This window comes from Rhizobium sp. AN73, from assembly GCF_030757975.1.
Lineage (GTDB): Bacteria > Pseudomonadota > Alphaproteobacteria > Rhizobiales > Rhizobiaceae > Agrobacterium > Agrobacterium arsenijevicii.
Genome location: NZ_JARWME010000001.1, coordinates 81359 through 104300, shown reverse-complemented (window position 1 = coordinate 104300; position 22942 = coordinate 81359). Strand labels below are relative to the sequence as shown.

Here is a 22942-nt window from a genome sequence, read left to right as displayed (position 1 = left end):
ATTTGTCAATAAGATAATTTACTTGAATTATTATATTGCGCTTATCGTCAATTCGACGCTATGAATTTTCTACAGACGGGAAGTTGAAGAGATGACGGTGCACACGGTGGAAGCCTATCCCGTAGCAATCGGAAAAAATCCTGAGCGAAGCCGCGAACACAACAGGCGAGTCGTCCTCGACATCGTCCGGCGGCACGGCTCGCTCGGCCGCGCCCAGATCGCCAAGATCACGCATCTGACGGCGCAGGCGGTTGCAAACATCGTCGATGAGCTGGTGGGCGAGGAACTCCTGAAGGAGCTCGGCCGCCGGCGCACCGGTAGGGGCCAGCCGCCGATCCAGTTTGCCGTGAACCCGGATGGCGGTGCAACCATCGGTGTGGAAATTGCCGCCGACCATATGGTCACGGTCGGTCTCGATCTGGCCGGCGTGTTGCGCACGCAGCGCGTCACCCCGCTCAAGGACACCACGCCGGAGGCCATATTCAAGACCTTTGCGGCGGAACATGCGGCAGTCGCGAAGAATGTTGGTTGCAAGTTGCTCGGCACCGGCGTCGTCATGCCCGGACCTTTCGAGATCGATGGCATGACATCCGTGGGGCCGACGACGCTATCGGGCTGGGGGGGTATCGATGCCCGCCAGATGCTGAGCGAGGCCTGCGGCCAGCAGGTCGTGGTGGAAAATGATGCGACGGCCGCCGCTGTCGGCGAGCGCCTGTTCGGCGCGGGGCTGGCGATCCCGAACTTCTGCATGATCTATTTCGGTGTCGGCATCGGCCTCGGCATCATTCAGGATGGTTCGCCCTATCGCGGCGCGTTCGGAAACGCCGGTGAAATCGGCCATGTGACCGTCTCGCCGAAGGGAAGGCCTTGCCCCTCCTGCGGGCAAAGAGGCTGTCTGGAAGCCTATGCTTCCGTTTATGTGCTCAAGGAAAAGCTCGTCTGCGCTGGTGTTGCGGATACGGAGCTTGACGATCTTGAAGCCCTGTTCAAGGCCAGCAATCCGGTGGTGATGGAGTGGATCGATGAGGCCGCCATCCATCTGGCGCCCATGGTTGCGATGCTTGAGAACATTCTCGATCCGCAGACGATCATTCTCGGCGGTGCGCTGCCTGAGATCATCATCAGCGATATTATTGCGCGGATGGGGCATCTGCCGACTTCGGTCGCAAGCCGGCGGCAAAGGGAGTTGCCGCGCGTCATCCACGGCAAGTCCGGGCAACTGACGGCGGCGCTTGGTGCCGCCGCCTTGCCGCTGTTCGACATCGTCACACCAAAACTTGAGACGTCTTTGGGCGCCGCAGCGCAGGTGCCCGGCTGAATATTGGAGGAGACCACCCATGCTTAACTCCCGGGAGCGCATCGAACGGCAGATGGCCGATCCATGGCTCGTGCGCCTGCACCGCAAACTGAGCGCACTGAAATCCACTGTCACTGTCATGCATACCGGCGCGCATCCAGACGACGAGCAGAACGGACTTCTAGCCTATTTCCGGATGGAACTGGGCATGCGGATCATCATCGCCTGCTCGACGCGCGGTGAGGGTGGGCAGAATGCGCTCGGGCCGGAGCGGCTCGGTGCGCTTGGTGTCATCCGTTCGCGGGAGCTGGAGGAGGCCGCCCGCGTCATCGATGCGGACATAAGCTGGCTCGGTCATGGGCCGGCGGATATGATCCACGACTTCGGTTTTTCCAAGGATGGCGACCAGACCTTCGGTCGATGGGGCCAACAGCGCATTGTCGAGCGGCTGGTACGCGCCTATCGCAAGGAACGGCCGGATATCGTCATCCCGACATTTCTCGATGTACCGGGACAACACGGACACCACCGCGCCATGACGCGCGCGGCGAAAAGCGCAATCGCGCTGGCTGCAGACCCTGCGGCCTATCCCGAGCATTTTTCCGAGGGGCTGAAGCCGTGGAAGGTGGCCAAATATTATCTTCCCGCATGGTCGGGCGGTGGCGACACCTATGATGACGAAGTGCCTCCGCCGGAGACAACGCTGACAGTAAATGCTCCGGGCAAGGAGCAGGCCACCGGCGCGCAATATGACCGGATTGGCGAATGGTCGCGTTATTATCACGCATCGCAAGGCATGGGGCATTGGCCGAAACGGGCGCAGGAAGTCTGGCCGCTGCATCTCGAACTCTCCAACGTTGCAGGCGGCGAGGAAAGCTCGATCCTCGACAGGCTGCCGTCTTCGCTGACCGATCTCTCGGCTTTTCCGGGGCTGGACGCCGAATTGGCAAAGGCGCTGGTTGAGGCCGAACAGGCAATCACTGACGCAATCGCAGCCTTTCCCGACACGCAGCGGATCACGGCGTCACTTCTGACGGCGGCAGCTCTTTTGCAGAAGGTTGATGAGGCCGCCGCCCAGGATTTCAAGGAGCTGCATGGGCACCGGATCGCGCGCAAACGGGCGCAGGTAGATGCCGCGATCCTGGCCGCGCTTGATCTTTTCGAGCGGGCTTATGCCCAGCCGGCCGAAATCGTTCCGGGCGGAACATCTGCTCTTTATGTGGATCTGGCCGACAAGGCGGGTGAGTTTCAGGTCGAAGTTACCCCGGTTCTTCCGGCTGGCGTTTCCTCATCCGTTCAGTCGCTTGGTCAGACGCGGGTCTTTTCGCTTGTCGCCGATCAGGATGCCGCTGTTTCCGGTCTCTATCAGCCCGACTGGAAAGCTTCAGGCGGCAATGGCCATGCCTCGGTGCGCCTTTCCGCAAGGGTCGAAGGCCGGGACGTTTCTGCCAACTTCGATCTGGAGGAGCCGTTTTTCGTAACGCCCGCGCAGTCGCTGACAATTTCACCCGATGCACTTCTGGTTCCGCTTGGACAGGGGCAGGACGCCCATGTTTTTCAGGCGCATATCAGGGGTGCCGATGCTCCAGTGTCGTTCAGGAGTGCTGGCGGCTGGAACCTGCGCAAGAGCGGTAGTGACTGGATTGCCGAACGCACTGGCGACGCTACGACGGGCCTTGCCCAGATTGAAGCGACTGTCGGTTCGCAGCCGGCTTTCCAGATCACGCCGATCGCCTATCCGCATATCGGCCGGGCGCGGTTTCTCGCACCTTCCGCTTTGAGAATCCTCTCGCTGGACCTCAAACTGCCCGAGGGTGCGCGCATCGGTTATGTCGGAGGCGGTGCCGACCGGGTCGGGTCATGGCTTTCGCGCATCGGTCTTGATGTCACCGAACTGGATGCGCAGGCGCTTGGCGGTGATCTCTCGTCCTTCACCACGATCGTTGTCGGCATCTTCGCCTTCGGCATCCGCAAGGATCTGGCCGCCGCAACGGAAAGGCTCCACCGTTTCGTTGAAGAGGGCGGCCATCTTGTCACGCTCTATCACCGGCCGACCGACGGATGGAACCCGGAGACGACGCCGGTGAGGCGGCTCGAGATCGGCAAGCCTTCCCTGCGCTGGCGGGTGACCGACCCGAATGCGGAGGTGACGGTGCTCGCGCCGGATCACCCGCTGCTTGTCGGTCCCAACACGATCGGTGCCGCCGACTGGACGGGCTGGGACAAGGAAAGAGGGCTTTATTTCGCCTCGCGCTGGGACGATGTCTACGAGCCCCTGCTTGCCATGCACGATGTCGATGAACAGCCGCTCAAGGGCGCTTTGGTCTCGGCGGCCATTGGCAAGGGCCGGCATACGCATACCAGCCTCGTGCTGCACCACCAGATGGACAAGCTTGTGCCGGGAGCATTCCGCCTCATGGCCAACCTTGTGCAGCCGGCGTGAATGGCCAAGACCGGAGTGAAAAACAGGAAAACCCGCGCGAAACCAATGCTCGCGCGGGCGTCGGCTGGCTGCTCATGGATATGGCCCTCGTTTCGGGGGGCATGACGGCACTCGTCAAGGCGCAGGGTGTTACCTATCCGGCCTTCCAGCTCGTCTTCATCAGGGCGATGATTGGCCTGATTTTCATCCTGCCGCTCATCTGGCGACACAGAGCGGAAATGGTGCGTGTCAAATATCCCTGGCGCAATATTTTTCGGATCTGCTGCAACGCCATTGCGCTCACCAGCAACTTCGTTGCCATTACCCTGCTGCCGCTTGCCACCGTTAACGCCGTCGGTTTTTCCCGGCCATTGGTGACGATGGCGATGGCCGTTGCCGTTCTCGGCGAAAGGGTGAGTCGATATCGCTGGGCGGGAGCATTTCTGGCATTTGTCGGCGTGCTTGTCGTCATCGGCCCGGGCGGCACGGAATTGAACCTTGGCGTGCTGGTCGTCCTCGTCTCGGTTGTGTTCGGGGCGCTTGCGGTGATCCAGACCCGGGCGCTACGGCAGGAGAACACCACGGTCATGATGGTGTTTTACACCGTCGGTCTGGCCGTCATTACCGCCATTCCGGCAATCTGGACGTGGAAACCTGTGCTGCCGCTCGACTGGGGACCGTTGCTCGCCATCGGCCTGCTCGCGCAATTGGGGCAATATTGCTTTTTGCGGGCCTATCGCATCGCCGATGCCAGCGTTCTGGCACCCGTCGGATATCTGTCGATCCTGTTCGTCACCGCTGTGGGTTACTTTCTGTTTGACGAGGTGCCTGAAACCCGTGTCGTGTTGGGCATCATCATCATTCTGGTCTCATTGCAGGCGACCGCGCTTGCCGAGTATCTTCTAAAGGCGTTGCGCAAGCGGCGATGACAGGTGCCGCGGCTGACCTTCAGCGTGCCAGAACCCGGAGCCTCAGCCAGTTCAATACCGAGGATTTGGCGCGATCGTAAAAGGAGCGGGCAAAACGCACATAGCGCATGATCCACGCGAACCAGGCATAGGTGAGCAATTTTTCCCGGCCGGCGTGATAGATGCGCTCGACAATCAGGAACGTGGCGAGATGGGCAAGGATGATCAGGACCAGCCCGGTTTTGACGGTGCCCTGGGCAATGAGAAACAGACCGACGATTTTCATCGGTTCGGCAATGGCGAATGGCACCGCAAGCGAAAGAAGAATCGCGAAACGAGGCAATCCGGCAATCCGGTTTTCCAGCCGCCTGATGAATGTCAGGCCGGATATCGCCTTGATGATCGGCCGATAGAGCGGGCGAAAAATACCATCAAGGATCAGGGCAAATACGATGATTGCCCGCAACGGAAAGATGAGGATCGTCTTTAATCTGCTGTTCACCTCACGCGGTCTCCAAAAAGGGATGTAACGTTCATTCTTAATCGCCTGAAACATGGCAAAACGAAGTTTCCGAACCATGGTCAGTTTTGCTGAACACTCGCATACATGCCGGTGGTGCGGAATTCACTCGGATTGGTGCCGTAAAGCCTGCGGAAGACCTTCGAGAAGTAGTTCGGGTCTTCGAATCCGCACAGCACGGAAACCTCCTTGATCGGGATGTTGCCGGCGGTGGTGAGAAGCTTGGCCGCGCGTCGCAGGCGCCGCTGCAACACGAATTCAGCCGGCGGCATGCCCTCGCTTGCCGTGAAGATGCGGGAAAAATGCGCGCGGCTGAGGCCTGCGACGGCGGCAAGGTCGTTGACGGAAAGACGCTCGCCGAGGTGCCCGTCGATGTAGCTCAGCACCTGTTGCAGGGTGCGATATTCGCCGCCGAAGGAGGGGTGCGAGCCGAACACATCGTCATAGAGCGTCATCGCCGCCTCATAGGCAACGGCGGAGGCCGCCCCCGGCGTTTCCGCGCCGTTGACGAGGCGTGAGCAGCACTCCGCAAGATGATCGACCGTTTCCGGCTGAAGCTTGAGGATAGGGCCGGTGACGGAAAGGATATTGCGATGAATGCGAAGGGCTTCCTCACCATTCATGGAGATCCAGAAGAACTCCCATTCCTTGCCCTCTTCCAGCCAGTAGCGGTGGTTGTGGGGGATGAGCACAAGCAGGGTCTCGCCCGGTTTCACCACGTAATGACGGTTTTCGTAACGCAGATTACCCTGTCCGCCGATGCAATGTTGCAGTACCGTAAAGGGTGTCTGTCCGCGCTTGCGCCCGTCCCAATCGTAGTTGCCACCACGGCGGATTTCATAACCACTGCTGGTCGGCATGGTATGCAGGGTCTGGCGGCCGCGTGGCAGCGAGACGGTCCGCATGCCGGGGCCTTGGTCGATCAAATCGCGGAGCACAAAATTACCCATTAAAGCATAATCCTTCTCTGGTACCGGCCAACTTTATACGCATAATCCCGATCCGAGGAGACAGTCGCAGGGAGAATGTTGCGGAATTTTTCGGAGAATGCCGGTTTTACGGCATTTTGGAGGATTTATTCGCGTAACGCCATTTTATGATCCTTCGGCCAGTTTCACCCGTTCGATTTGCAACAGAGGTGGCGTTATGAGTTTCAAAATCGCTATAATCGGTGCCGGCAGCGTCGGTTTCACGAAAAAACTGTTCACTGATCTTTTGTGCGTGCCGGAATTTCGCGACATCGAGGTCGCGCTGACGGATATCAGCCAGCACAATCTTGATATGATCAGGGCGATCCTCGACAAGGTCGTGGAAGCCAACGGTTTTCCGGTGAAGGTGACGGCGCATACCGACCGCCGTCGTGCACTGGAGGGTGCAAAATACATCATCAGCTGCGTGCGGGTCGGTGGTCTGGAAGCCTATGCGGACGATATCCGCATTCCGCTGAAATACGGGATCGACCAGTGCGTCGGCGATACGATCTGCGCCGGTGGCATTCTCTACGGCCAGCGCAACATTCCGGTCATTCTGGATTTCTGCAAGGATATTCGTGAAGTCGCGGCACCGGGCGCGAAATTCCTGAACTACGCCAACCCCATGGCCATGAACACTTGGGCGGCCATCGAATATGGCAAGGTGGATACGGTCGGCCTTTGCCACGGCGTGCAACACGGCGCCGAACAGATCGCTGAAATTCTCGGCGCTAAATCCCTGTCCGAACTGGATTATATCTGCTCGGGCATCAACCACCAGACATGGTTCATCGATCTGAGGCTCAACGGCCGCAAGATCGGGAAGGACGAACTGGTCGCGGCCTTCGAGGCGCACCCGGTTTTCTCGCAGCAGGAGAAGCTGCGTATCGACGTGCTGAAGCGTTTCGGCGTCTATTCGACGGAAAGCAACGGCCATCTGTCCGAATATCTGCCGTGGTATCGCAAGCGGCCGGACGAAATTGCCCGCTGGATCGACATGTCCGACTGGATTCACGGGGAAACCGGCGGTTATCTGCGCCATTCCACCGAAACGCGGAACTGGTTCGAGACGGAATTCCCGCAGTTCCTCGCCTCTGCCGCCAAGCCGATCGATCCGGCGAAGCGTTCCAACGAACATGCGAGCCATATTCTCGAAGCGCTGGAAACCGGGCGTGTCTATCGCGGCCACTTCAACGTCAAGAACAATGGCGTCATCAGCAATCTTCCTTCCGATGCGATCATCGAATCGCCCGGTTTCGTGGATCGTTTCGGCATCAACATGGTGTCGGGCATCACGTTGCCGGAAGCATGTGCGGCCACCTGCATGGCGTCGATCAATGTGCAGCGCATGTCGGTGCATGCGGCGATCAGCGGCGATATCGATCTGTTGAAGCTTGCCGTGCTGCACGATCCGCTGGTCGGTGCCGTCGCCACGCCGGAGGAGGTCTGGCAGATGGTGGACGAGATGGTCGTCGCGCAGGCGCGCTGGTTGCCGCAATATGCGGATGCCGTGCCTGATGCCAAGGAGCGCCTTTCGAAATCGACGGTCAAGACCCGTGACTGGGCGGGGGCTGCACGCCGCAACGTGCGTTCCATCGAGGAATTGCGGGCTGAGAAATCGGCTCTGAAGAAGGCCGTATAAAAGAAAAAGCATGGGAACAGGCCGGCGGCGAAAGGGAGTTCGCCGCTTCGGTCTTGGTGATGACAGACGGTGGGCGGTCGAAAGCTGCCATTTGGGAGGAATGACGATGCAACTTCAACGCAAGATCGGTATCATCTCGGCATTGGGTCTTGGTGTTTCGATGATCGCACTCAGTGCGAACGCCTTCGAGACCACCACGCCGCCGGAGCCGCCGCAATTTCCGGCGGAAGGCAAGATCAATTATGTAGCGCGCGACTCGATCCTCGAGTTCAAGGCTCTGCCGAGTTATAGCGAGCCGGACTGGATCACCGAAAAATTCGAAAAGACCGGTAAGTTGCCGCCGCTCAAGGAGCGTTTGCCTGAGGAGCCGCTGGTCTACAAGACCGGCAACATGGTGGATGGCATCGGCGTTTATGGCGATACGATGCGCCATGTAATCGGCGGGCGTCCCGAAGGCTGGAATTACATTGCCGGCCAGAGCCAGGGCTGGGGCGGCATCGATATAGCGCTTTCCGAATGCCTGACGCGCACAGCGCCGCTGTTTCAGGTGAATGCCAAGGACACCGAACCGCTGCCCAATCTCGCCAAGGGCTGGGAATGGTCGCAGGACGGTCACAAGCTGACGATGCATCTGGTCAAGGGCGCCAAATGGTCTGATGGCGTGCCGTTCAACGCCGATGACGTGATGTTCTACTGGGAAGACGCGGTTCTCGACCCCAACGTTTCGCCGCTTGGTGGCGGTGCGTCGCCGGAAGCCTTCGGTGAGGGCACCACGCTCAGGAAGGTCGATGACTACACGGTGGAATGGACCTTCAAGAGCGCCTTTCCGAAGCAATATCTCTACACCATGGCCTATCCGAGCTTCTGCCCCGGACCGTCGCATATTCTGAAACCCCAGCATCCGAAATACTCCAAGAACACCTACAACCAGTTCAAGAACGCGTTTCCGCCGGAATATATGAACATGCCTGTCATGGGCGGATGGGTGCCGGTGGAATATCGCCCAGACGATATCATCGTATTGCGACGCAATCCCTATTACTGGAAGGTTGATGAGAAGGGCCAGCAACTGCCTTATCTCAACGAGCTTCACTACAAGCTTTCCACCTGGGCCGACCGTGACGTACAGGCCGTGGCGGGATCGGGCGATTTCTCCAATCTCGAGCAGCCGGAAAATTTCGTCGCTTCGCTGAAACGCGCAGCGGATCCGAATGCGCCAGCTCGCCTTGCCTTCGGGCCGCGCCTGATCGGCTATAATCTGCAGATGAACTTTTCCGCTAATGGCTGGGGCAATCCGGACGAGCGCGGGCAGGCCATTCGCGAGCTGAACCGCAACGAGGTCTTCCGTCAGGCCGTTACCTCGGCCCTCGATCGCAAGGCAATCGGTGACTCGCTCGTCAAGGGCCCGTTCACGGCGATCTATCCGGGCGGCATTTCCTCGGGCACCGGTTTTTACGATCGCAATTCCACGGTCTATTACCCCTTCAACCTTGAGGAAGCTAAAGCCGCCCTTGCATCAATCGGCCTGAAGGACACCGATGGCGACGGCTTCGTGAACTTCCCGAAGGAGACGCTGGGCGGGCGAAACGTCGAGATCATTCTTCTGGTCAATAACGGCTACACGACGGACAAGAGCATCGCCGAAGGCCTTGTCGGGCAAATGGCAAAGCTTGGCCTCCGCCTCGTAATCAACAGCCTTGATTCCAACCAGCGCGATGCGGCCCATTATGGCGGTCAATTCGACTGGCTGGTGCGCCGCAACGCCACCGAGCTTTCGTCCGTGGTGCAGAATACCGAGCAACTGGCGCCGGTTGGCCCGCGCACCAGCTGGAACCACCGCGCACCTGAAGGCAAGGAACTGGATCTGATGCCGTTCGAAAAGGAGATGGCCGACATCGTGCGCAAGTTCATCTCCTCGCAGGATAATGCCGAGCGGGCGGAACTGATGAAGCAATATCAGAAGGTCTATACGCAGAACCTCTACACGATTGGCCTGACGGAATATCCCGGCGCGCTCATCGTCAACAAGCGGTTCTCCAACGTGCCGCAGGGCACGCCGATCTTCATGTTCAACTGGGCCGAAGATTCCATCATCCGTGAACGCCTGTGGGTCGCGGCCGACAAGCAGGGCAAATACGAGCTTTACCCCGAGCGCCTTCCCGGCAAGCCGGGTGAGGGCGGCCCGATCAACTAGGACTCCTCCCGGAGAACACCCGGTACCGGTCGCGCGTGAAGCGCGGCCGGAGACACACGGACTAGCCAAGCGGAGGAAACCCGTTCGATGCTGAGATTCCTGACGATACGCATAGGCTCCGCCATTCCGGTGCTGCTTATCCTGAGTGTGGTGACATTCGCCATCATTCAGGCGCCACCCGGTGACTATGCCGACTACATCCGCTCGCAACTGATGAACCAGGGCGGCGCGTCCTTCGAACAGGCGGAAGCGCAGGCGCAGGCCTACCGCATCGAACACGGTCTCGATAAGCCGGTCGTCGTTCAATATTTCAACTGGATCGGCGGCATCATCACACGCGGCGATTTCGGTTACAGCTTCTATTACAACAAGCCGGTCGCTGATGTGGTGGGTGAACGCCTGCCGCGCACCATTGCGCTTGCCCTTGTCTGTCACATCCTCTCATCGCTTCTCGGTATTGGTTTCGGCATCTGGGCCGCGACCCGGCAATATTCGTGGATCGACAATCTTCTCTCAACCGTCGCCTTCCTCGGCATGACCATTCCGCGCTTTCTGATGGCGCTGATCCTCGTCTACCTGATGGTGTTTCATTTCGACGTGTCGGAAATCGGCAGCTTCTTCTCGCCGCAATATGGCGGTGCGCCGTGGTCATGGGGGAAGTTCGTCGATCTCGTCAGCCATGTCTGGCCGGTGGTCGCCATCGCCGTCTTCGGTGGGCTTGCCTATAATATGCGGGTGATGCGCGGCAATCTGCTCGACACGCTGAACGCCCAATATGTGGAAACGGCGCGCGCCAAGGGGCTTTCGGAAGGCGCCGTCATCCTGCGCCATGCGGTGCCGAACGCCGTGCACCCGCTCGTCATGTATCAGGGCGTCGTGCTGCCCTACATGCTGAGCGGCGAGATCGAGACCGCGATCATCTTTGCGCTTCCGACCGTCGGTCCCGCCATCGTCGGCTCCATGGCGGTGGGCGACGTCTATGTCACCGCAACCTTCATGATGGTGCTGGCCGCCACGCTCGTCATCGGCAACATTATCGCCGACATGCTGCTGGCGATGCTCGACCCGCGCGTGCGCGAATTCGGGAGGGCTTGAGATGGCGGCAGTTGAAGAACTCAAGAATGAAACCGCCGTTGCACCGAAGCCCGACCGTGGCGTTCAAGGCAACGAGACCTATCTGGCACTGGTATGGCGACGTCTGAGACGTTCGTTCACCGGCATGACCGGGCTGGTGCTGGTGGTGCTTTTGATCACCATCTCCGTCTTCGCCGATTTTTTCGCGCCGATGAACCCGCTTGAAACCCATGACAGTTTCTCGCCGCCGCAGGTGGTGCATTTCTCCGACAAGGACGGCAATATCAGCCCGTTCCCCCGGGTTTATACCAATGCTGAAACGGACGCACTCGATCCGGTAACCTTCCAGCCCATCGTCGGGCCGGATTACGATAATCCGCTTTATCTCGGCTTTTTCGTGAAGGGTGCGGAATACCGGCTTTTCGGTCTCATTCCGGCAAACCGGCATTTCTTCGGCACCACCGACGGGCAGCCGGTGCATTTTCTCGGAACCGACAAGTTCGGACGTGACGTGCTGTCGCGCGCCATCTACGGCTCGCGCATTTCGCTCGCCATCGCGCTCAGCGTCGTGACCATCGTTACCGTCATCGGCACCAGCGTCGGGCTGATATCAGGATATTTCGGCGGCCCGCTGGATGCCTGGGTGCAGCGTTTCGTGGAAGTGGTTCTGGCCTTCCCGCAATTGCCGCTCTATCTCGCACTGACGTCGCTCATCCCGGTTACAGCGCCGACCATGGTGTTCCTTGTCTTCGTTGTCGGGGTCATGTCGGCGCTCGGCTGGGCGCAGATGTCACGCGAGGTGCGGGGAAAAACACTGGCGCTGGCGCGTATCGATTATGTGCGTGCGGCAATCGCAGTCGGCGCCACCGATCGGCGCATCATCTTCCAGCACATCCTGCCGAATGTGATGAGCCATGTGATCGTCGCTGTAACGCTGCACATCCCAAGCGTTGTGCTCTTGGAATCCTTCCTCGGTTTTCTCGGATTCGCCGTGAAGCCGCCGCTGATCTCCTGGGGGCTGATGCTGCAGGACACCGCCACCTATTCCGTCATCGGTTCCTATCCGTGGATCCTTGCCCCGGTCGGTTTCGTGCTGGTCACCGTTTTCGCCTTCAACGCGCTGGGCGACGGTCTGCGCGATGCTGTCGATCCCTATTGAGAGGAGCGTAACATGGTTGCTGCACAGAAGAACGCCTACGCGCCTGCCATCCGCTTCGATGCCGATGATCGAAACGACGAAGCCATCATCGATGCGCGCAACATCGCCGTGACCTTCAAGGTGGAGCACGGCACGGTGGAGGCGGTGAAGGACATTTCCTTCCAGCTTTACCGGGGGAGACGATTGCCATCGTCGGCGAATCCGGTTCGGGGAAATCGGTCACGGCCCGAACGGTCATGGGGCTACTGACGAAGCGGGCTTCGGTCTCGAAATCCTCAACCGTGCGCTTCAACGGCGACGACATCCTGAAGTTCTCGACCCGTCAGCGGCGTGCGCTGCGCGGCAACCGCATCTCGATGATCTTTCAGGAGCCGATGAGTTCGCTCAACCCGATCTATACGATCGGCAGCCAGATCGTCGAGGCGATCCGTGTCCACTCGAAACTGAACCGCAAGCAGGCCGAGGCAAGGGCGCTCGATCTGCTGCGGCAGGTGCAGATCCCCGAGCCGGAGGCACGTCTCAAGCAATATCCGCATCAGCTTTCCGGCGGCCAGCGGCAACGTGTCATGATCGCCATGGCGCTCTCCAACAATCCGGATGTGCTGATTGCCGACGAACCCACCACAGCACTTGATGTGACGGTGCAGGCGCAGATCCTCAACCTTATTCGCGACCTGCAGAAGAAGCGCGGCATGGCCGTGGTGCTCATCACCCACGACCTGACGATCGTGAAGCAGTTTTCCGATTACGTTTACGTCATGCAGCACGGCGAGATGCGTGAGCACAACACCACCGAGCGGCTGTTTGCGACGCCGAACCACCCCTATACCAAAAAACTGCTCGCCTCTGAGCCGCATGGCACGGCCAAGCCCCTGCCGGAAAATTCCGGCGTGCTTCTGACAGCAAGTGGCGTGCGCGTGTCGTTCATGATGCGCTACGGTGGGTTGTTCAAGCCGGAACTGAAGGAACTGATTGCCGTCGACGGTCTGGGCCTTACCCTCAATCGCCATGAGACCTTGGGGATTGTTGGCGAATCCGGCTCCGGCAAAACGACGTTCGGGCAATCCCTGCTGCGGCTGAACGAGCCGGCGGCCGGTGACATCATGTTCGATGGCGAGAGGGTCAATGGCCGCTCGCGCGCTGAAATGCGACCCTTGCGCTCACGCATGCAGGTCGTCTTTCAGGACCCCTTCGCTTCGCTCAATCCCCGCATGACGATCGGCCAGATCATCGAGGAAGGGCTTGTTATCAATGGGCTGGGCAGGACCAAGGCCGAAAGGCTGGAGCGGGTGCGTGACGCGCTGGAGGCGGCGGGCATGCCCGGCAACATCCTTTCGCGGTTCCCGCACGAATTTTCCGGCGGGCAGCGCCAGCGTATCGCCATTGCGCGGGCAGTTGCGCTGGAGCCGGAATTCATCCTGCTCGACGAGCCGACCTCGGCGCTCGACCTTTCCGTTCAGGCGCAAATCATCGACCTGCTCCGAAAGCTGCAGGACGAGCGGGGCTTAAGCTACCTGTTCATCTCGCACGACCTGAAGGTCGTCCGCGCCCTCTGCCACCGCGTCATCGTCATGCAGCATGGCAGGATCGTTGAGGAGGGCCCTGTCGAAGAGGTGCTGACCCGTCCGAAAACCGAATACACCCAGCGGCTCGTCCGGGCCGCCTTTGAAATCGCATAGTTCAAGATGCCGGAGGCAAATATGACACGAGATCCCAAGATCACATTTATCGGCGCAGGCTCCACGGTGTTCATGAAGAACATCATCGGCGACGTGCTGCAACGCCCGGCTCTTTCCGGCGCCACCATCGCGCTGATGGACATCAACCGGGAAAGGCTGGAAGAAAGCGCCATCGTCGTCAACAAGCTGATTTCGACGTTGGGTGCAAAGGCGAAAGCCGAGACCTATACCGACCAGAAAAAGGCGCTTGCCGGTGCCGATTTCGTCGTCGTCGCCTTCCAGATCGGCGGATACGAGCCGTGCACGGTCACCGATTTCGAGGTGCCGCGCAAATATGGCCTGCGCCAGACAATTGCCGATACGCTTGGTGTCGGCGGCATCATGCGGGGCCTGCGCACCGTGCCGCATCTGTGGAAGATTTGCGAAGACATACTCGCCGTCTGCCCCAACGCGATCATGCTTCAATATGTCAACCCGATGGCGATCAACACCTGGGCGATTGCCGAAAAATACCCGACGATCCGTCAGGTCGGGCTGTGCCATTCGGTGCAGGGCACGGCCATGGAACTCGCGCACGATCTCGATATTCCCTATGAGGAAATCCGTTATCGTTCGGCCGGCATCAACCATATGGCGTTTTTCCTGGAGTTCGAGCATCGCCAGCCGGACGGCAGTTACAAGAACCTCTATCCCGATCTTGTGCGCGGCTACCGCGAAGGCCGTGCGCCAAAACCCGGCTGGAACCCGCGTTGCCCCAACAAGGTGCGTTACGAGATGCTGACGCGGCTCGGTTACTTCGTCACCGAAAGCTCCGAGCATTTCGCCGAATACACGCCCTATTTCATCAAGGAAGGCCGCGAGGACCTGATCGAGAAATTCGGCATCCCGCTCGATGAATATCCCAAGCGCTGTATCGAACAGATCGAGCGCTGGAAGGGGCAGGCGGCGGCCTATCGTTCGGCTGAGAAGATCGAGGTCAAACAGTCAAAGGAGTATGCCTCCTCGATCATCAACTCGGTCTGGACCGGCGAACCCTCTGTGATCTACGGCAACCAGCGCAACAACGGCTGCATCACCTCGCTGCCATCAGATTGCGCGGCGGAAGTGCCCTGCCTTGTCGACCATAACGGCGTGCAGCCGACCTTCATCGGCGAATTGCCGCCGCAGCTGACGGCACTGATGCGCACCAACATCAATGTGCAGGAACTGACGGTGCGGGCGCTGATGACCGAAAACCGCGAACACATCTTCCACGCCGCGATGATGGACCCGCATACGGCAGCCGAACTCGATCTCGACCAGATCTGGTCGATGGTGGACGATCTCCTTGTTGCGCATCGCGACTGGCTGCCTGAATGGACGCAGGTGAAGCGGGCGCGGGCGGTGTAACTCGCGTTCAGCAAGACTGCCGACAGACAAAAGGCCGTGGGTTCCATCCACGGCCTTTTTGGCGCCGCCTATATCCCCAATATCCGTAAGGGAGGCCCGTTTTTTTTGTCCATTTCCGGATGTGTTAAATTAATTGTGTTCGGTAAGGGTATGTTCGCCCTACATGAATAGCCCTATGAGGGCGGGTTTAAGCCATGTTCAGGAGTAGCAAAAATGAATATCGCACCGCGTCTGTCGTTGGCAGCCATGATCGCCCTGGTCGCGACGCCGTCCCTTTCGTCGGAGGATATTACTTCGGAGACGAGCGAGGCGATATTCGGTTTCGGCGGCGCTCTTACCACGGAAGACATGCTGAAAAGCGCAGCACTCATTCCGGTGGACTATGAGAGGAACGCCATTCTGGGTGGCGGTTATCAGTTTTATCCCTATCGCATCGGCAACGTGAAGCTGGGCGGCGAAATCGGGGTGGCCGTCAGGTTCGGCAAAGGCTTCACCGGCGAAGCCTGGGCGGGGCCGGTCATGCGTTATGACAAGATCAGGCTCGGCGAGCGGCTGTTTGTTTCGCCAAGTTTCACGGCGGGTCTCAGCCTCGTGACGGATGCGCAGCCGGGGCGCGAGCGGCAAGAGGAAATCAAGGACGACGGCAATGCCAATGTCCTGTTCTATCTCGGCCCGGAAATCAACGTTTCCTTCAGCGAAGATTCCTCGACGGAATTCTTCTGGCGGCTTCACCATCGCTCCGGCGGTGGCAAGACGCTGGGCAACATGAAGGGCGCGACGAATGCCAATGTGTTCGGCGTCCGCTACAAGTTCTAGGGACACGGGGCGAGTGAAGGCCCCGATCTGACTGATTTTACGCCATGCTTCCGTTTTCTTGCGAACCTCAGATGGCCACCCGTGCATCCAGCGCATGGGTGACTTGCCTTATTCTGCCTGTTCATTGGTCACGACAAGGCGCATATAGAGGACATCAAAAGGACGCCGGAACGAAAACGTTACTGACGTCGCCAACACCTTGAAAGGGTTATGTCATGAACGTCGCACGCAGCTTCAACAATTGGCGCAAATATCGTCAGACCATCAACGAACTGGGCCGCATGAGCACTCGCGAACTGCATGATCTCGGTATCGACCGCAGCCAGATCACCAGCGTCGCCCGCGCCGCTGTCGGCAAATAATCAGACGATATTGCCACTTTTGAATGCCCAAACGCCCGCTTCGCGGGCGTTTTTGTTTTTGGCGAACCGTTGATGCCCAGCGTCTCCCGTTGGAGCACTCCGGCATGCCGCCAGTGCACTTCTCGTATCGATGTTTCGGGTCGGGAAATTCGCCATGCGTTTAGCGCATGTCTGGGCTGCAAGCTTGTGCCTGTGAAATGCGCAGGAAAATGGTATCTTCAAATCACCGAAACGGATGTACCTCCTCCCACGTCCTTTCGGTAATGCGGGCGATCCTACTCCTCCTCCCAAGGATTGCCCCGGGGACAGCGGTTTTCCTCCTCCCATATCGCTGTTCATTCTTTCAAAAAGCCTGCCGCACCTCCTCCCGCGGCAGGCTTTTTTGTTTTCTGCGCCCGGTCCTGTTTTCAGGCCCTGCACTTTTGTCATTCAGGAAAGTTTCTCAGTCGAAGGCCATCATGCCGATGGGGATGATGGCGTGTGTGCCCGAACGTCTGGCGAGCGCGTAGGCGAGGCATTGTTCCACGGCATCCTGCGGCACGGGCTTGGCGATGACGCCGGCGCCGATGCCGAGATTGAGCACGGCTTCCGGGTTTGCCGTCATGAAGATCACCACGACGCCATGATCCTGCGAAAGCCGCCGCCCGATCTCGGGGCCGGTCTGGCCGTCGGCAAGGTTGACGTCGACGAAGGCGATATCGGCACGGCTGCCGAGCGCCACAGCCTCGTCCAGCCGGTTGGCGATGCCGATGACGTCAGCTTCCTCATCCGCCTGCAGAATGGAATCCTCGATATCCATGGCGATGAGGAATTCGTCTTCCACGATCAACACGCGCGGCTGCTCCGTGCGGAAACCCTGTTCGTTTTGCAAGACGTTTGCGGACATATGCCTGCCTCCATTCCATGCGCATTAGCGCTGTCGGCAAGCAAACACTTGTGGGCGCAACTCGTTCCAAAGTGAGATAAACATGGTGAATGCAGTGTAAACGGTCCGGCTTTTCGGCTATCACCTCTGGATAGCGAAGCAGTTGATTCGGTTTGGTTTTCATCCGGGGAAGGGGTCGGAGACAGTCGCCGCAGCGCATCTTTCGCCCCTGGAGCACAGGCCTTTTGTCGCATTTGGCTGAACGGCTTGCATGCAAATTCAAAGCGTTACAGCCTCCTTCACGCGCCAGGAAGGAAGTGCCGGAACGTCGCCGATCATTCCTGTGCCGCGGTCAAAAACGGCGCGAGACCCTATGAGTTTAGAAAGAGAATAAAACGATGACCCAGTCTCCGCGCGCTCCCATCGCCCGCAACACGCCCAATATCGCTGTCATCGGCGTTGGCGGCGGTGGCGGAAACGCGATCAACAACATGATCGCCGAGGGCATCAGTGGCGTCGATTTCATCGCGGCCAATACCGATGCACAGGCGCTGAAGAAGACCAACGCCCCGAGGCTCGTGCAGCTCAGCTCCGAGCTGACCGGTGGACTGGGTGCGGGGGCGGACCCGGAAGTCGGCCGGCAGGCGGCGATCGACTCGCTCGATGAGATCATGGATCACCTGAACGGTTACGACATGTGCTTCATCACCGCCGGCATGGGCGGCGGCACCGGCACCGGTGCAGCACCCGTCATCGCGGAAGCCTGCCGTGCAAAGAACATCCTGACCGTCGGCGTCGTCACGTTGCCGTTCAGCTTTGAAGGCGCGCGCCGCATGCGCGCTGCCGAATACGGTTTCGCCAACCTGCTCAACACCGCCGATACCGTTATCGTCATTCCCAACCAGAACCTTCTGCGCATTGCGGACGCGGGCACCACCTTCGAGAACGCGTTGAAAACGGCCGACAAGGTCCTGTCGCTCGGCGTGCGCTGCATCACCGATCTCATCCTGCGCGAAGGTCTGGTCAATCTCGATTTCGCCGATGTGCGTTACGTCATGAAGAATGGCGGACGTGCGCTGATGGGCACGGCGCAGGCTAAGGGTCCAAAACGCGCTTCGGAAGCGGCAGCGGCGGCAATTGCCAATCCGCTGCTCGGCGAACCTTCGCTGAAGGAAGCCCGCGGCGCGCTGGTGGCGATCTCCGGCGGCAACGATCTGACATTGTACGAGATTGACGAAGCGATGACGCTGGTGCGCGAGGCCGTGAGCGAAGAGACCGACGTGGTGATGGGCGCCTCCTTCGATCCGACGCTCGACGGCGCCTTCAAGATCTCCGTCGTGGCCACCGGCCTGCGCAACTGAGGTCCACTCCTCGGGACGGCGCTTTGTAAAAAAGCGCCTGCGCCACAAACTGAATGAATAAAGCCGTCGCGGGTAATTTTCGCGACGGCTTTTTGTTGTTTTTGAACAATTATTCCGCCATTCGAAAGGCAAGTGCTGCAACGCGGCGTTGATCGGGAAAAAATATAATAGTACTCTTTATGTCGACAAGAGGGATTTGGTGATGACGGATATAATTGCTTCTGCCGAGCGCAAGCGCGGCTCCGGCGTGAAGATGGTCTATGATCTGCTGCGCGACGAGATTCTCGATCTGGTCCTGCCGCCGGGCAGTCCCATTGATGAGGTGCAGCTTGCCGAACGGTTCAAGATGTCGCGCACGCCCATTCGCGAGGCTTTGGTGCGGCTTTCCGGCGAGGGGCTGATCGATACGCTGCCGAACCGTTCGACCATGGTGTCGAATATCGATTTTCTCAACATGCACACCTATTTCGATGCGCTGGTGCTGATGTACCGGGTCACGACCCAGCTTGCCGCGCAATATCACCGCCCGGAGGATCTCGTGGAAATCCGTGCCCATCAGGCGGAATTTGCCGCTGCCGTGGAAGCGCAGGATGCGCTGGCGATGATCTCCACCAATGCCGCGCTTCACCTCTCTATCGCCGAGGCCGGTCGCAACCCTTATTTCACCACCCTGTTCAAGCGCCTGCTGGATGAGGGGCGTCGCATCCTCAGGCTCTATTACCAGTCCTATGACGACCGTCTGCCAAAGCGTTTTGTCGATGATCATGATGAGATGATCGCGGCGATCGCCGCGCGCGATACCGCTCTTTCCGAAAAACTGGCCCGCGAGCACGCCGAACAGATCGTGCGGCAGGTGCAGAAACTGCTGGTGCGGAACGAGCGTCTGGAAATAAATCTGTAGCTTGTCGATTTCTTGTCGACAAATAAAATACAAGATTGTAATGTCCTTATCGAAAGGGTGGCGCGGACGTGCGTCCATTCCCGAAAACATGTCCCTTAGGAGCTAAGAATGACGGCCAGCATTTTTTCCGGCGTGATCCCCGCCTTGATGACCCCCTGCAAGGATGACCGCACTCCCGATTTCGATGCGCTTGTTCGCAAGGGCAAGGAACTGATCGCCGATGGCATGTCGGCTGTCGTTTATTGCGGCTCCATGGGCGACTGGCCGCTTCTGAGCGACGAGCAGCGCATGGAAGGCGTGGAGCGTCTGGTGAAGGCCGGCATTCCGGTCATCGTCGGCACCGGTGCCGTAAACACGGCATCCGCCGTTGCGCATGCCGCCCATGCCCAGAAGGTTGGTGCAAAGGGCCTGATGGTCATCCCCCGCGTCCTGTCGCGCGGTTCGGTCATCGCTGCCCAGAAGGCGCATTTCAAGGCCATCCTTGCCGCCGCTCCTGAAACTCCTGCCGTCATCTACAACAGCCCCTATTACGGTTTCGCCACCCGCGCCGATCTCTTCTTCGCGCTGCGCGCCGAACACAAGAACCTCGTCGGCTTCAAGGAATTCGGCGGTCCGGCCGATATGCGTTACGCCGCTGAAAACATCACCAGCCGTGATGACGAAGTGACCCTGATGATCGGCGTCGATACCGCCGTTGTCCACGGTTTCGTTAATTGCGGCGCAACCGGTGCCATCACCGGCATCGGCAATGTTCTGCCGAAGGAAGTCATTCATCTCTGCAAGCTGTCGCAGGCCGCTGCCAAGGGCGATGCGGATGCCCGCGTCCGCGCGCTGGAACTGGAACAGGCGCTTGCCGTGCTCTCCTCGTTCGATGAAGGCCCGGATCTGGTCCTTTACTTCAAGCATATGATGGTGCTGAAGGGCGACAAGGAATACACGCTGCACTTCAACGAGACCGATGTTCTGAGCGACAGCCAGAGCGGTTATGTCGAGGCGCAGTTCAAGCTGTTCAACAGCTGGTACGCCGATTGGAGCAAGCTGCCGGGTGCGGTTCAGGTCTGCAAGGCTGCCTGATTAATAGCTGAAGTGAAAAAGGCCCGCATTTGCGGGCCTTTTTTCGTTTTATGAGGTTCGATTGCTATCCTTCGTCATGCCGGATCAAGTCCGGCATGACGAAGCAGGGATGCTGTCAGGAGACCGCGTCCAGCCCGTTTTCCAGTAGCCGGTCGAGACCGGCTATTTCAGCGGCTGTGAGAGTGATGCCTTCGCTCTCGGATTTGGCGCGGGCGGCAAAGCGGCGGCCGGAGGGCAGGCGGGCGCCCTGGCCGATGATGGCGTCGAACAGGATTTCAGCCCGCTGGAACGGGTCACCCGGCCGGCCCTTGGCGAAGGCTTCCGGGGAGAATGCGACGATCAACTCGCCATGGAAGGGCGCAAGCGTCGTGGTGCCGAGATAGTCAAGCACTTCGGGGCTGGTAAGGTCGCCGATCATGATACCGGCGAGAAGCTCAATCATGGTGCCGATCGCCGATCCCTTGTGGCCGCCAAACGGAAGCATGGCGCCGGCCAGCGCAGCCTCCGGGTCGGTCGTCGGGTTGCCGTCGGCATCCACGGCCCAGCCTTCAGGCAGGGATTTGCCTGCGCGTCGGTGCAGTTCTATCTCGCCGCGAGCGGCAACAGATGTCGCGAAATCAAAGACATAGGGGGAAGTGTTCTTGCGCGGCCAGCCGAAGGCGAAGGGGTTGGTGCCGAGCAGCGGCTTGCTGCCGCCGGTCGGGGCGACGGTGGAATAGCTCGGGCACATGACGAGCCCGGCAAGACCGTTTGCGGTCAGTCCTTCGACTTCCGGCCAGAGCGCCGAGAAGTGCGTGCAATCATTGATGACGAGTGCGGCGATGCCTGAGCGTTTCGCCCGCTCCACCAGAACCGGCAGGCCAAGCTCGAAGGCGGGATTGGCAAAACCGCCATTGGCATTGACTTTCACGATTGCCGTGCCGTCGTCTTCGGCCACTTCCGGTGTCGCATCGGGCTTCACCTTGCCCGCCTTGACGGTGCGCAGGGCGCCTTCGATACGGTAGATGCCATGCGATTTGCAGGCATCCCGCTCACCGGCAACGATAACCCGCGCGAGCGCTCCCGACTGCACGGCATTCAGCCCCGCCTTGCGGAAAATCGCTTCGACCCGCTGAAAAAGCCCGTCGATGGTCAAGGTGGTGGCGTCGCTCATTATATTCCTCCGATAGGGCTCGCATATTTTGAATACATAAAGTATACAATGGCTGTTCTATTGCAACTCGTCTTTTCGGCATTGTGCGCCCGGTGCCCATTCCTGTCACAGGCGCTGAATTGAGGGTAGGGCAGATGTGCCCACCCATCGCGTCATTTTCACCCGTTCTTGTGGTCCGAAGTGCCTGTGTGCTGCGGTAACGTTGTTCGCTCATGCAAAAATTCTTTTTGTATACTCATTGTATTTTTATGTTGATTTATCGCTTCCATGGGGAAATAGTGACCTCGCCTTCAACGGCAGAGCAATTCTGGGAGCAAATCAACAATGAAAAAATCGGTCATCGTCGCCGGCCTGCTGGCCACCACTTTCGCTATTACTCCGGCCAAGGCCGACAAGCTTGACGACATCATTTCGTCTGGCACGCTGCGTTGCGCCGTAGTGCTCGACTTCCCGCCCATGGGTGCGCGTGATGCCGCCAACAACCCTGTTGGCTTCGATGTCGACTATTGCAACGATCTCGCCAAGGCGCTCGGCGTCACGGCTGAAATCGTTGAGACACCTTTCCCCGAGCGTATTCCGGCCCTGATGTCCGGCCGCGTCGATGTCGGTGTCGCCTCCACCTCCGATACGCTTGAGCGCGCCAAGACGGTCGGCATGACCGTGCCTTATTTCGCCTTCGAAATGGCCGTCACTGCCAACGACAAGTCCGGCGTCAAGTCCTTCGAGGACATGAAGGGCAAGACCGTCGGTGCGACCGCCGGTACGTTCGAAGCGATCGCGCTCGAAAAGTCGGTCAAGGAGTGGGGCGTCGGCGAATTCCGTCCTTACCAGACGCAGGCAGATGTGTTCCTCGCGCTCAGCCAGGGCCAGATCGACGCCACCGTGTCGACCTCGACCGTTGCGCAGGCCAACGTCAAGACCGGCAAGTTCGCCGGCATCTCGGTTGTCGGCAAGGCGCCCTATGACATCGACTATGTCGCGCTCTTCACCAACCGCGATGAATACGGCTTCATCAACTACCTGAACCTCTTCATCAACCAGCAGGTTCGCACCGGCCGTTACGCCGAACTCTATGAAAAATGGGTTGGCGGCGCGCTTCCGTCGCTCACCGTCAACGGCGTTTATCGCTGATCAGGACTTTTCGTAAACGGCGCG

Annotated in this window: 18 protein-coding genes and 1 pseudogene; 15 read left to right on the top strand and 4 right to left on the bottom strand. The window is 59.3% G+C overall.

What is annotated here, in order from left to right:
- Nucleotides 1-91: 91 nt before the first annotated feature.
- Genes RBH10_RS00410 through RBH10_RS00400 form a run of 3 tightly spaced genes read left to right on the top strand, consistent with a single transcriptional unit; the run spans nucleotide 92 to nucleotide 4648 of the window.
- On the top strand, nucleotides 92-1318 hold the full coding sequence (locus RBH10_RS00410; protein WP_281039191.1) for an ROK family transcriptional regulator: 1227 nt from the start codon (nucleotides 92-94) through the stop codon (nucleotides 1316-1318).
- Nucleotides 1319-1337: 19 nt separating this feature from the next.
- The gene (locus tag RBH10_RS00405) at nucleotides 1338-3740 is read left to right on the top strand and encodes a PIG-L family deacetylase (protein WP_281039190.1); all 2403 of its coding nucleotides are present in this window, start codon (nucleotides 1338-1340) and stop codon (nucleotides 3738-3740) included.
- A complete protein-coding gene (locus tag RBH10_RS00400; protein ID WP_281039189.1) occupies nucleotides 3737-4648 on the top strand; it encodes a DMT family transporter in 912 nt (303 codons plus the stop codon). Before RBH10_RS00405 ends, RBH10_RS00400 begins: the two co-directional genes overlap by 4 nt.
- Before the next feature lie 19 nt (nucleotides 4649-4667).
- On the opposite strand, the gene RBH10_RS00395 is transcribed toward RBH10_RS00400, so the two are convergent.
- Together RBH10_RS00395 and RBH10_RS00390 are read right to left on the bottom strand one after the other, a co-directional pair.
- Entirely contained in the window at nucleotides 4668-5129 is a 462-nt protein-coding gene (locus RBH10_RS00395) for a hypothetical protein (protein WP_281039188.1), read from the bottom strand.
- An 80-nt stretch (nucleotides 5130-5209) separates the two neighbouring features.
- Nucleotides 5210-6097, bottom strand: coding sequence for an AraC family transcriptional regulator (locus tag RBH10_RS00390; protein WP_281039187.1), 888 nt, complete (start codon nucleotides 6095-6097; stop codon nucleotides 5210-5212).
- Nucleotides 6098-6293: 196 nt separating this feature from the next.
- Here RBH10_RS00390 and RBH10_RS00385 point away from each other — a divergent pair, with 196 nt between their 5' ends.
- The 8 genes and pseudogenes from RBH10_RS00385 to RBH10_RS00350 all read left to right on the top strand — a co-directional run bounded on the left by RBH10_RS00385 (nucleotide 6294) and on the right by RBH10_RS00350 (nucleotide 16433).
- Entirely contained in the window at nucleotides 6294-7760 is a 1467-nt protein-coding gene (locus RBH10_RS00385; protein WP_281039186.1) for an alpha-glucosidase/alpha-galactosidase, read from the top strand.
- A 106-nt stretch (nucleotides 7761-7866) separates the two neighbouring features.
- Nucleotides 7867-9954, top strand: coding sequence for an ABC transporter substrate-binding protein (locus RBH10_RS00380; RefSeq protein WP_281039185.1), 2088 nt, complete (start codon nucleotides 7867-7869; stop codon nucleotides 9952-9954).
- Between the two features lie 87 nt (nucleotides 9955-10041).
- A complete protein-coding gene (locus RBH10_RS00375; RefSeq protein WP_281039184.1) occupies nucleotides 10042-11049 on the top strand; it encodes an ABC transporter permease in 1008 nt (335 codons plus the stop codon).
- A gap of 1 nt (nucleotide 11050) precedes the next feature.
- Nucleotides 11051-12187: an ABC transporter permease gene (locus RBH10_RS00370; protein ID WP_281039183.1), complete on the top strand. Its 1137-nt coding sequence runs from the start codon at nucleotides 11051-11053 to the stop codon at nucleotides 12185-12187.
- A gap of 12 nt (nucleotides 12188-12199) precedes the next feature.
- Nucleotides 12200-13866: pseudogene (locus tag RBH10_RS00365) on the top strand (ABC transporter ATP-binding protein).
- A 21-nt stretch (nucleotides 13867-13887) separates the two neighbouring features.
- Nucleotides 13888-15255 carry an alpha-glucosidase/alpha-galactosidase gene (locus RBH10_RS00360; RefSeq protein WP_281039181.1) on the top strand — a complete coding sequence of 456 codons (1368 nt, stop codon included), beginning with the start codon at nucleotides 13888-13890 and terminating at the stop codon, nucleotides 15253-15255.
- A 213-nt stretch (nucleotides 15256-15468) separates the two neighbouring features.
- Entirely contained in the window at nucleotides 15469-16071 is a 603-nt protein-coding gene (locus tag RBH10_RS00355) for a hypothetical protein (protein WP_281039180.1), read from the top strand.
- A 215-nt stretch (nucleotides 16072-16286) separates the two neighbouring features.
- Nucleotides 16287-16433, top strand: a complete 147-nt coding sequence (locus RBH10_RS00350; protein ID WP_077983920.1) for a DUF1127 domain-containing protein — start codon at nucleotides 16287-16289, stop codon at nucleotides 16431-16433.
- A 442-nt stretch (nucleotides 16434-16875) separates the two neighbouring features.
- Here the strand turns inward: RBH10_RS00350 and RBH10_RS00345 are convergent, their stop codons facing one another.
- Nucleotides 16876-17319 (bottom strand): response regulator, encoded by a 444-nt coding sequence (locus RBH10_RS00345; protein WP_281039179.1) that lies wholly within the window; start codon nucleotides 17317-17319, stop codon nucleotides 16876-16878.
- A gap of 377 nt (nucleotides 17320-17696) precedes the next feature.
- Here RBH10_RS00345 and ftsZ point away from each other — a divergent pair, with 377 nt between their 5' ends.
- From ftsZ to RBH10_RS00330, 3 genes are all read left to right on the top strand, one after another.
- The gene (gene ftsZ / locus RBH10_RS00340; RefSeq protein WP_045020942.1) at nucleotides 17697-18659 is read left to right on the top strand and encodes a cell division protein FtsZ; all 963 of its coding nucleotides are present in this window, start codon (nucleotides 17697-17699) and stop codon (nucleotides 18657-18659) included.
- Nucleotides 18660-18861: 202 nt separating this feature from the next.
- Nucleotides 18862-19560: a GntR family transcriptional regulator gene (locus tag RBH10_RS00335; protein WP_281039178.1), complete on the top strand. Its 699-nt coding sequence runs from the start codon at nucleotides 18862-18864 to the stop codon at nucleotides 19558-19560.
- A gap of 108 nt (nucleotides 19561-19668) precedes the next feature.
- Nucleotides 19669-20634 (top strand): dihydrodipicolinate synthase family protein, encoded by a 966-nt coding sequence (locus tag RBH10_RS00330; protein ID WP_281039177.1) that lies wholly within the window; start codon nucleotides 19669-19671, stop codon nucleotides 20632-20634.
- A 115-nt stretch (nucleotides 20635-20749) separates the two neighbouring features.
- Here the strand turns inward: RBH10_RS00330 and RBH10_RS00325 are convergent, their stop codons facing one another.
- On the bottom strand, nucleotides 20750-21787 hold the full coding sequence (locus tag RBH10_RS00325; protein WP_281039176.1) for an Ldh family oxidoreductase: 1038 nt from the start codon (nucleotides 21785-21787) through the stop codon (nucleotides 20750-20752).
- A 324-nt stretch (nucleotides 21788-22111) separates the two neighbouring features.
- On the opposite strand from RBH10_RS00325, the gene RBH10_RS00320 reads away from it, so the two are divergent.
- The gene (locus RBH10_RS00320; protein ID WP_281039175.1) at nucleotides 22112-22918 is read left to right on the top strand and encodes a transporter substrate-binding domain-containing protein; all 807 of its coding nucleotides are present in this window, start codon (nucleotides 22112-22114) and stop codon (nucleotides 22916-22918) included.
- The last annotated feature ends 24 nt before the right edge of the window (nucleotides 22919-22942 follow it).

Bases quoted from the DNA above. Each gene is read 5' to 3' on its own strand.
- RBH10_RS00360 (WP_281039181.1), top strand. From the start codon at position 13,888: ATGACACGAGATCCCAAGATCACATTTATCGGCGCAGGCTCCACGGTG.
- RBH10_RS00350 (WP_077983920.1), top strand. From the start codon at position 16,287: ATGAACGTCGCACGCAGCTTCAACAATTGGCGCAAATATCGTCAGACC.
- RBH10_RS00345 (WP_281039179.1), bottom strand. From the start codon at position 17,319: ATGTCCGCAAACGTCTTGCAAAACGAACAGGGTTTCCGCACGGAGCAG.
- RBH10_RS00355 (WP_281039180.1), top strand. From the start codon at position 15,469: ATGAATATCGCACCGCGTCTGTCGTTGGCAGCCATGATCGCCCTGGTC.
- RBH10_RS00375 (WP_281039184.1), top strand. From the start codon at position 10,042: ATGCTGAGATTCCTGACGATACGCATAGGCTCCGCCATTCCGGTGCTG.
- RBH10_RS00335 (WP_281039178.1), top strand. From the start codon at position 18,862: ATGACGGATATAATTGCTTCTGCCGAGCGCAAGCGCGGCTCCGGCGTG.
- RBH10_RS00390 (WP_281039187.1), bottom strand. From the start codon at position 6,097: ATGGGTAATTTTGTGCTCCGCGATTTGATCGACCAAGGCCCCGGCATG.
- RBH10_RS00320 (WP_281039175.1), top strand. From the start codon at position 22,112: ATGAAAAAATCGGTCATCGTCGCCGGCCTGCTGGCCACCACTTTCGCT.
- RBH10_RS00330 (WP_281039177.1), top strand. From the start codon at position 19,669: ATGACGGCCAGCATTTTTTCCGGCGTGATCCCCGCCTTGATGACCCCC.
- ftsZ (WP_045020942.1), top strand. From the start codon at position 17,697: ATGACCCAGTCTCCGCGCGCTCCCATCGCCCGCAACACGCCCAATATC.
- RBH10_RS00410 (WP_281039191.1), top strand. From the start codon at position 92: ATGACGGTGCACACGGTGGAAGCCTATCCCGTAGCAATCGGAAAAAAT.
- RBH10_RS00380 (WP_281039185.1), top strand. From the start codon at position 7,867: ATGCAACTTCAACGCAAGATCGGTATCATCTCGGCATTGGGTCTTGGT.
- RBH10_RS00385 (WP_281039186.1), top strand. From the start codon at position 6,294: ATGAGTTTCAAAATCGCTATAATCGGTGCCGGCAGCGTCGGTTTCACG.
- RBH10_RS00405 (WP_281039190.1), top strand. From the start codon at position 1,338: ATGCTTAACTCCCGGGAGCGCATCGAACGGCAGATGGCCGATCCATGG.
- RBH10_RS00325 (WP_281039176.1), bottom strand. From the start codon at position 21,787: ATGAGCGACGCCACCACCTTGACCATCGACGGGCTTTTTCAGCGGGTC.
- RBH10_RS00370 (WP_281039183.1), top strand. From the start codon at position 11,051: ATGGCGGCAGTTGAAGAACTCAAGAATGAAACCGCCGTTGCACCGAAG.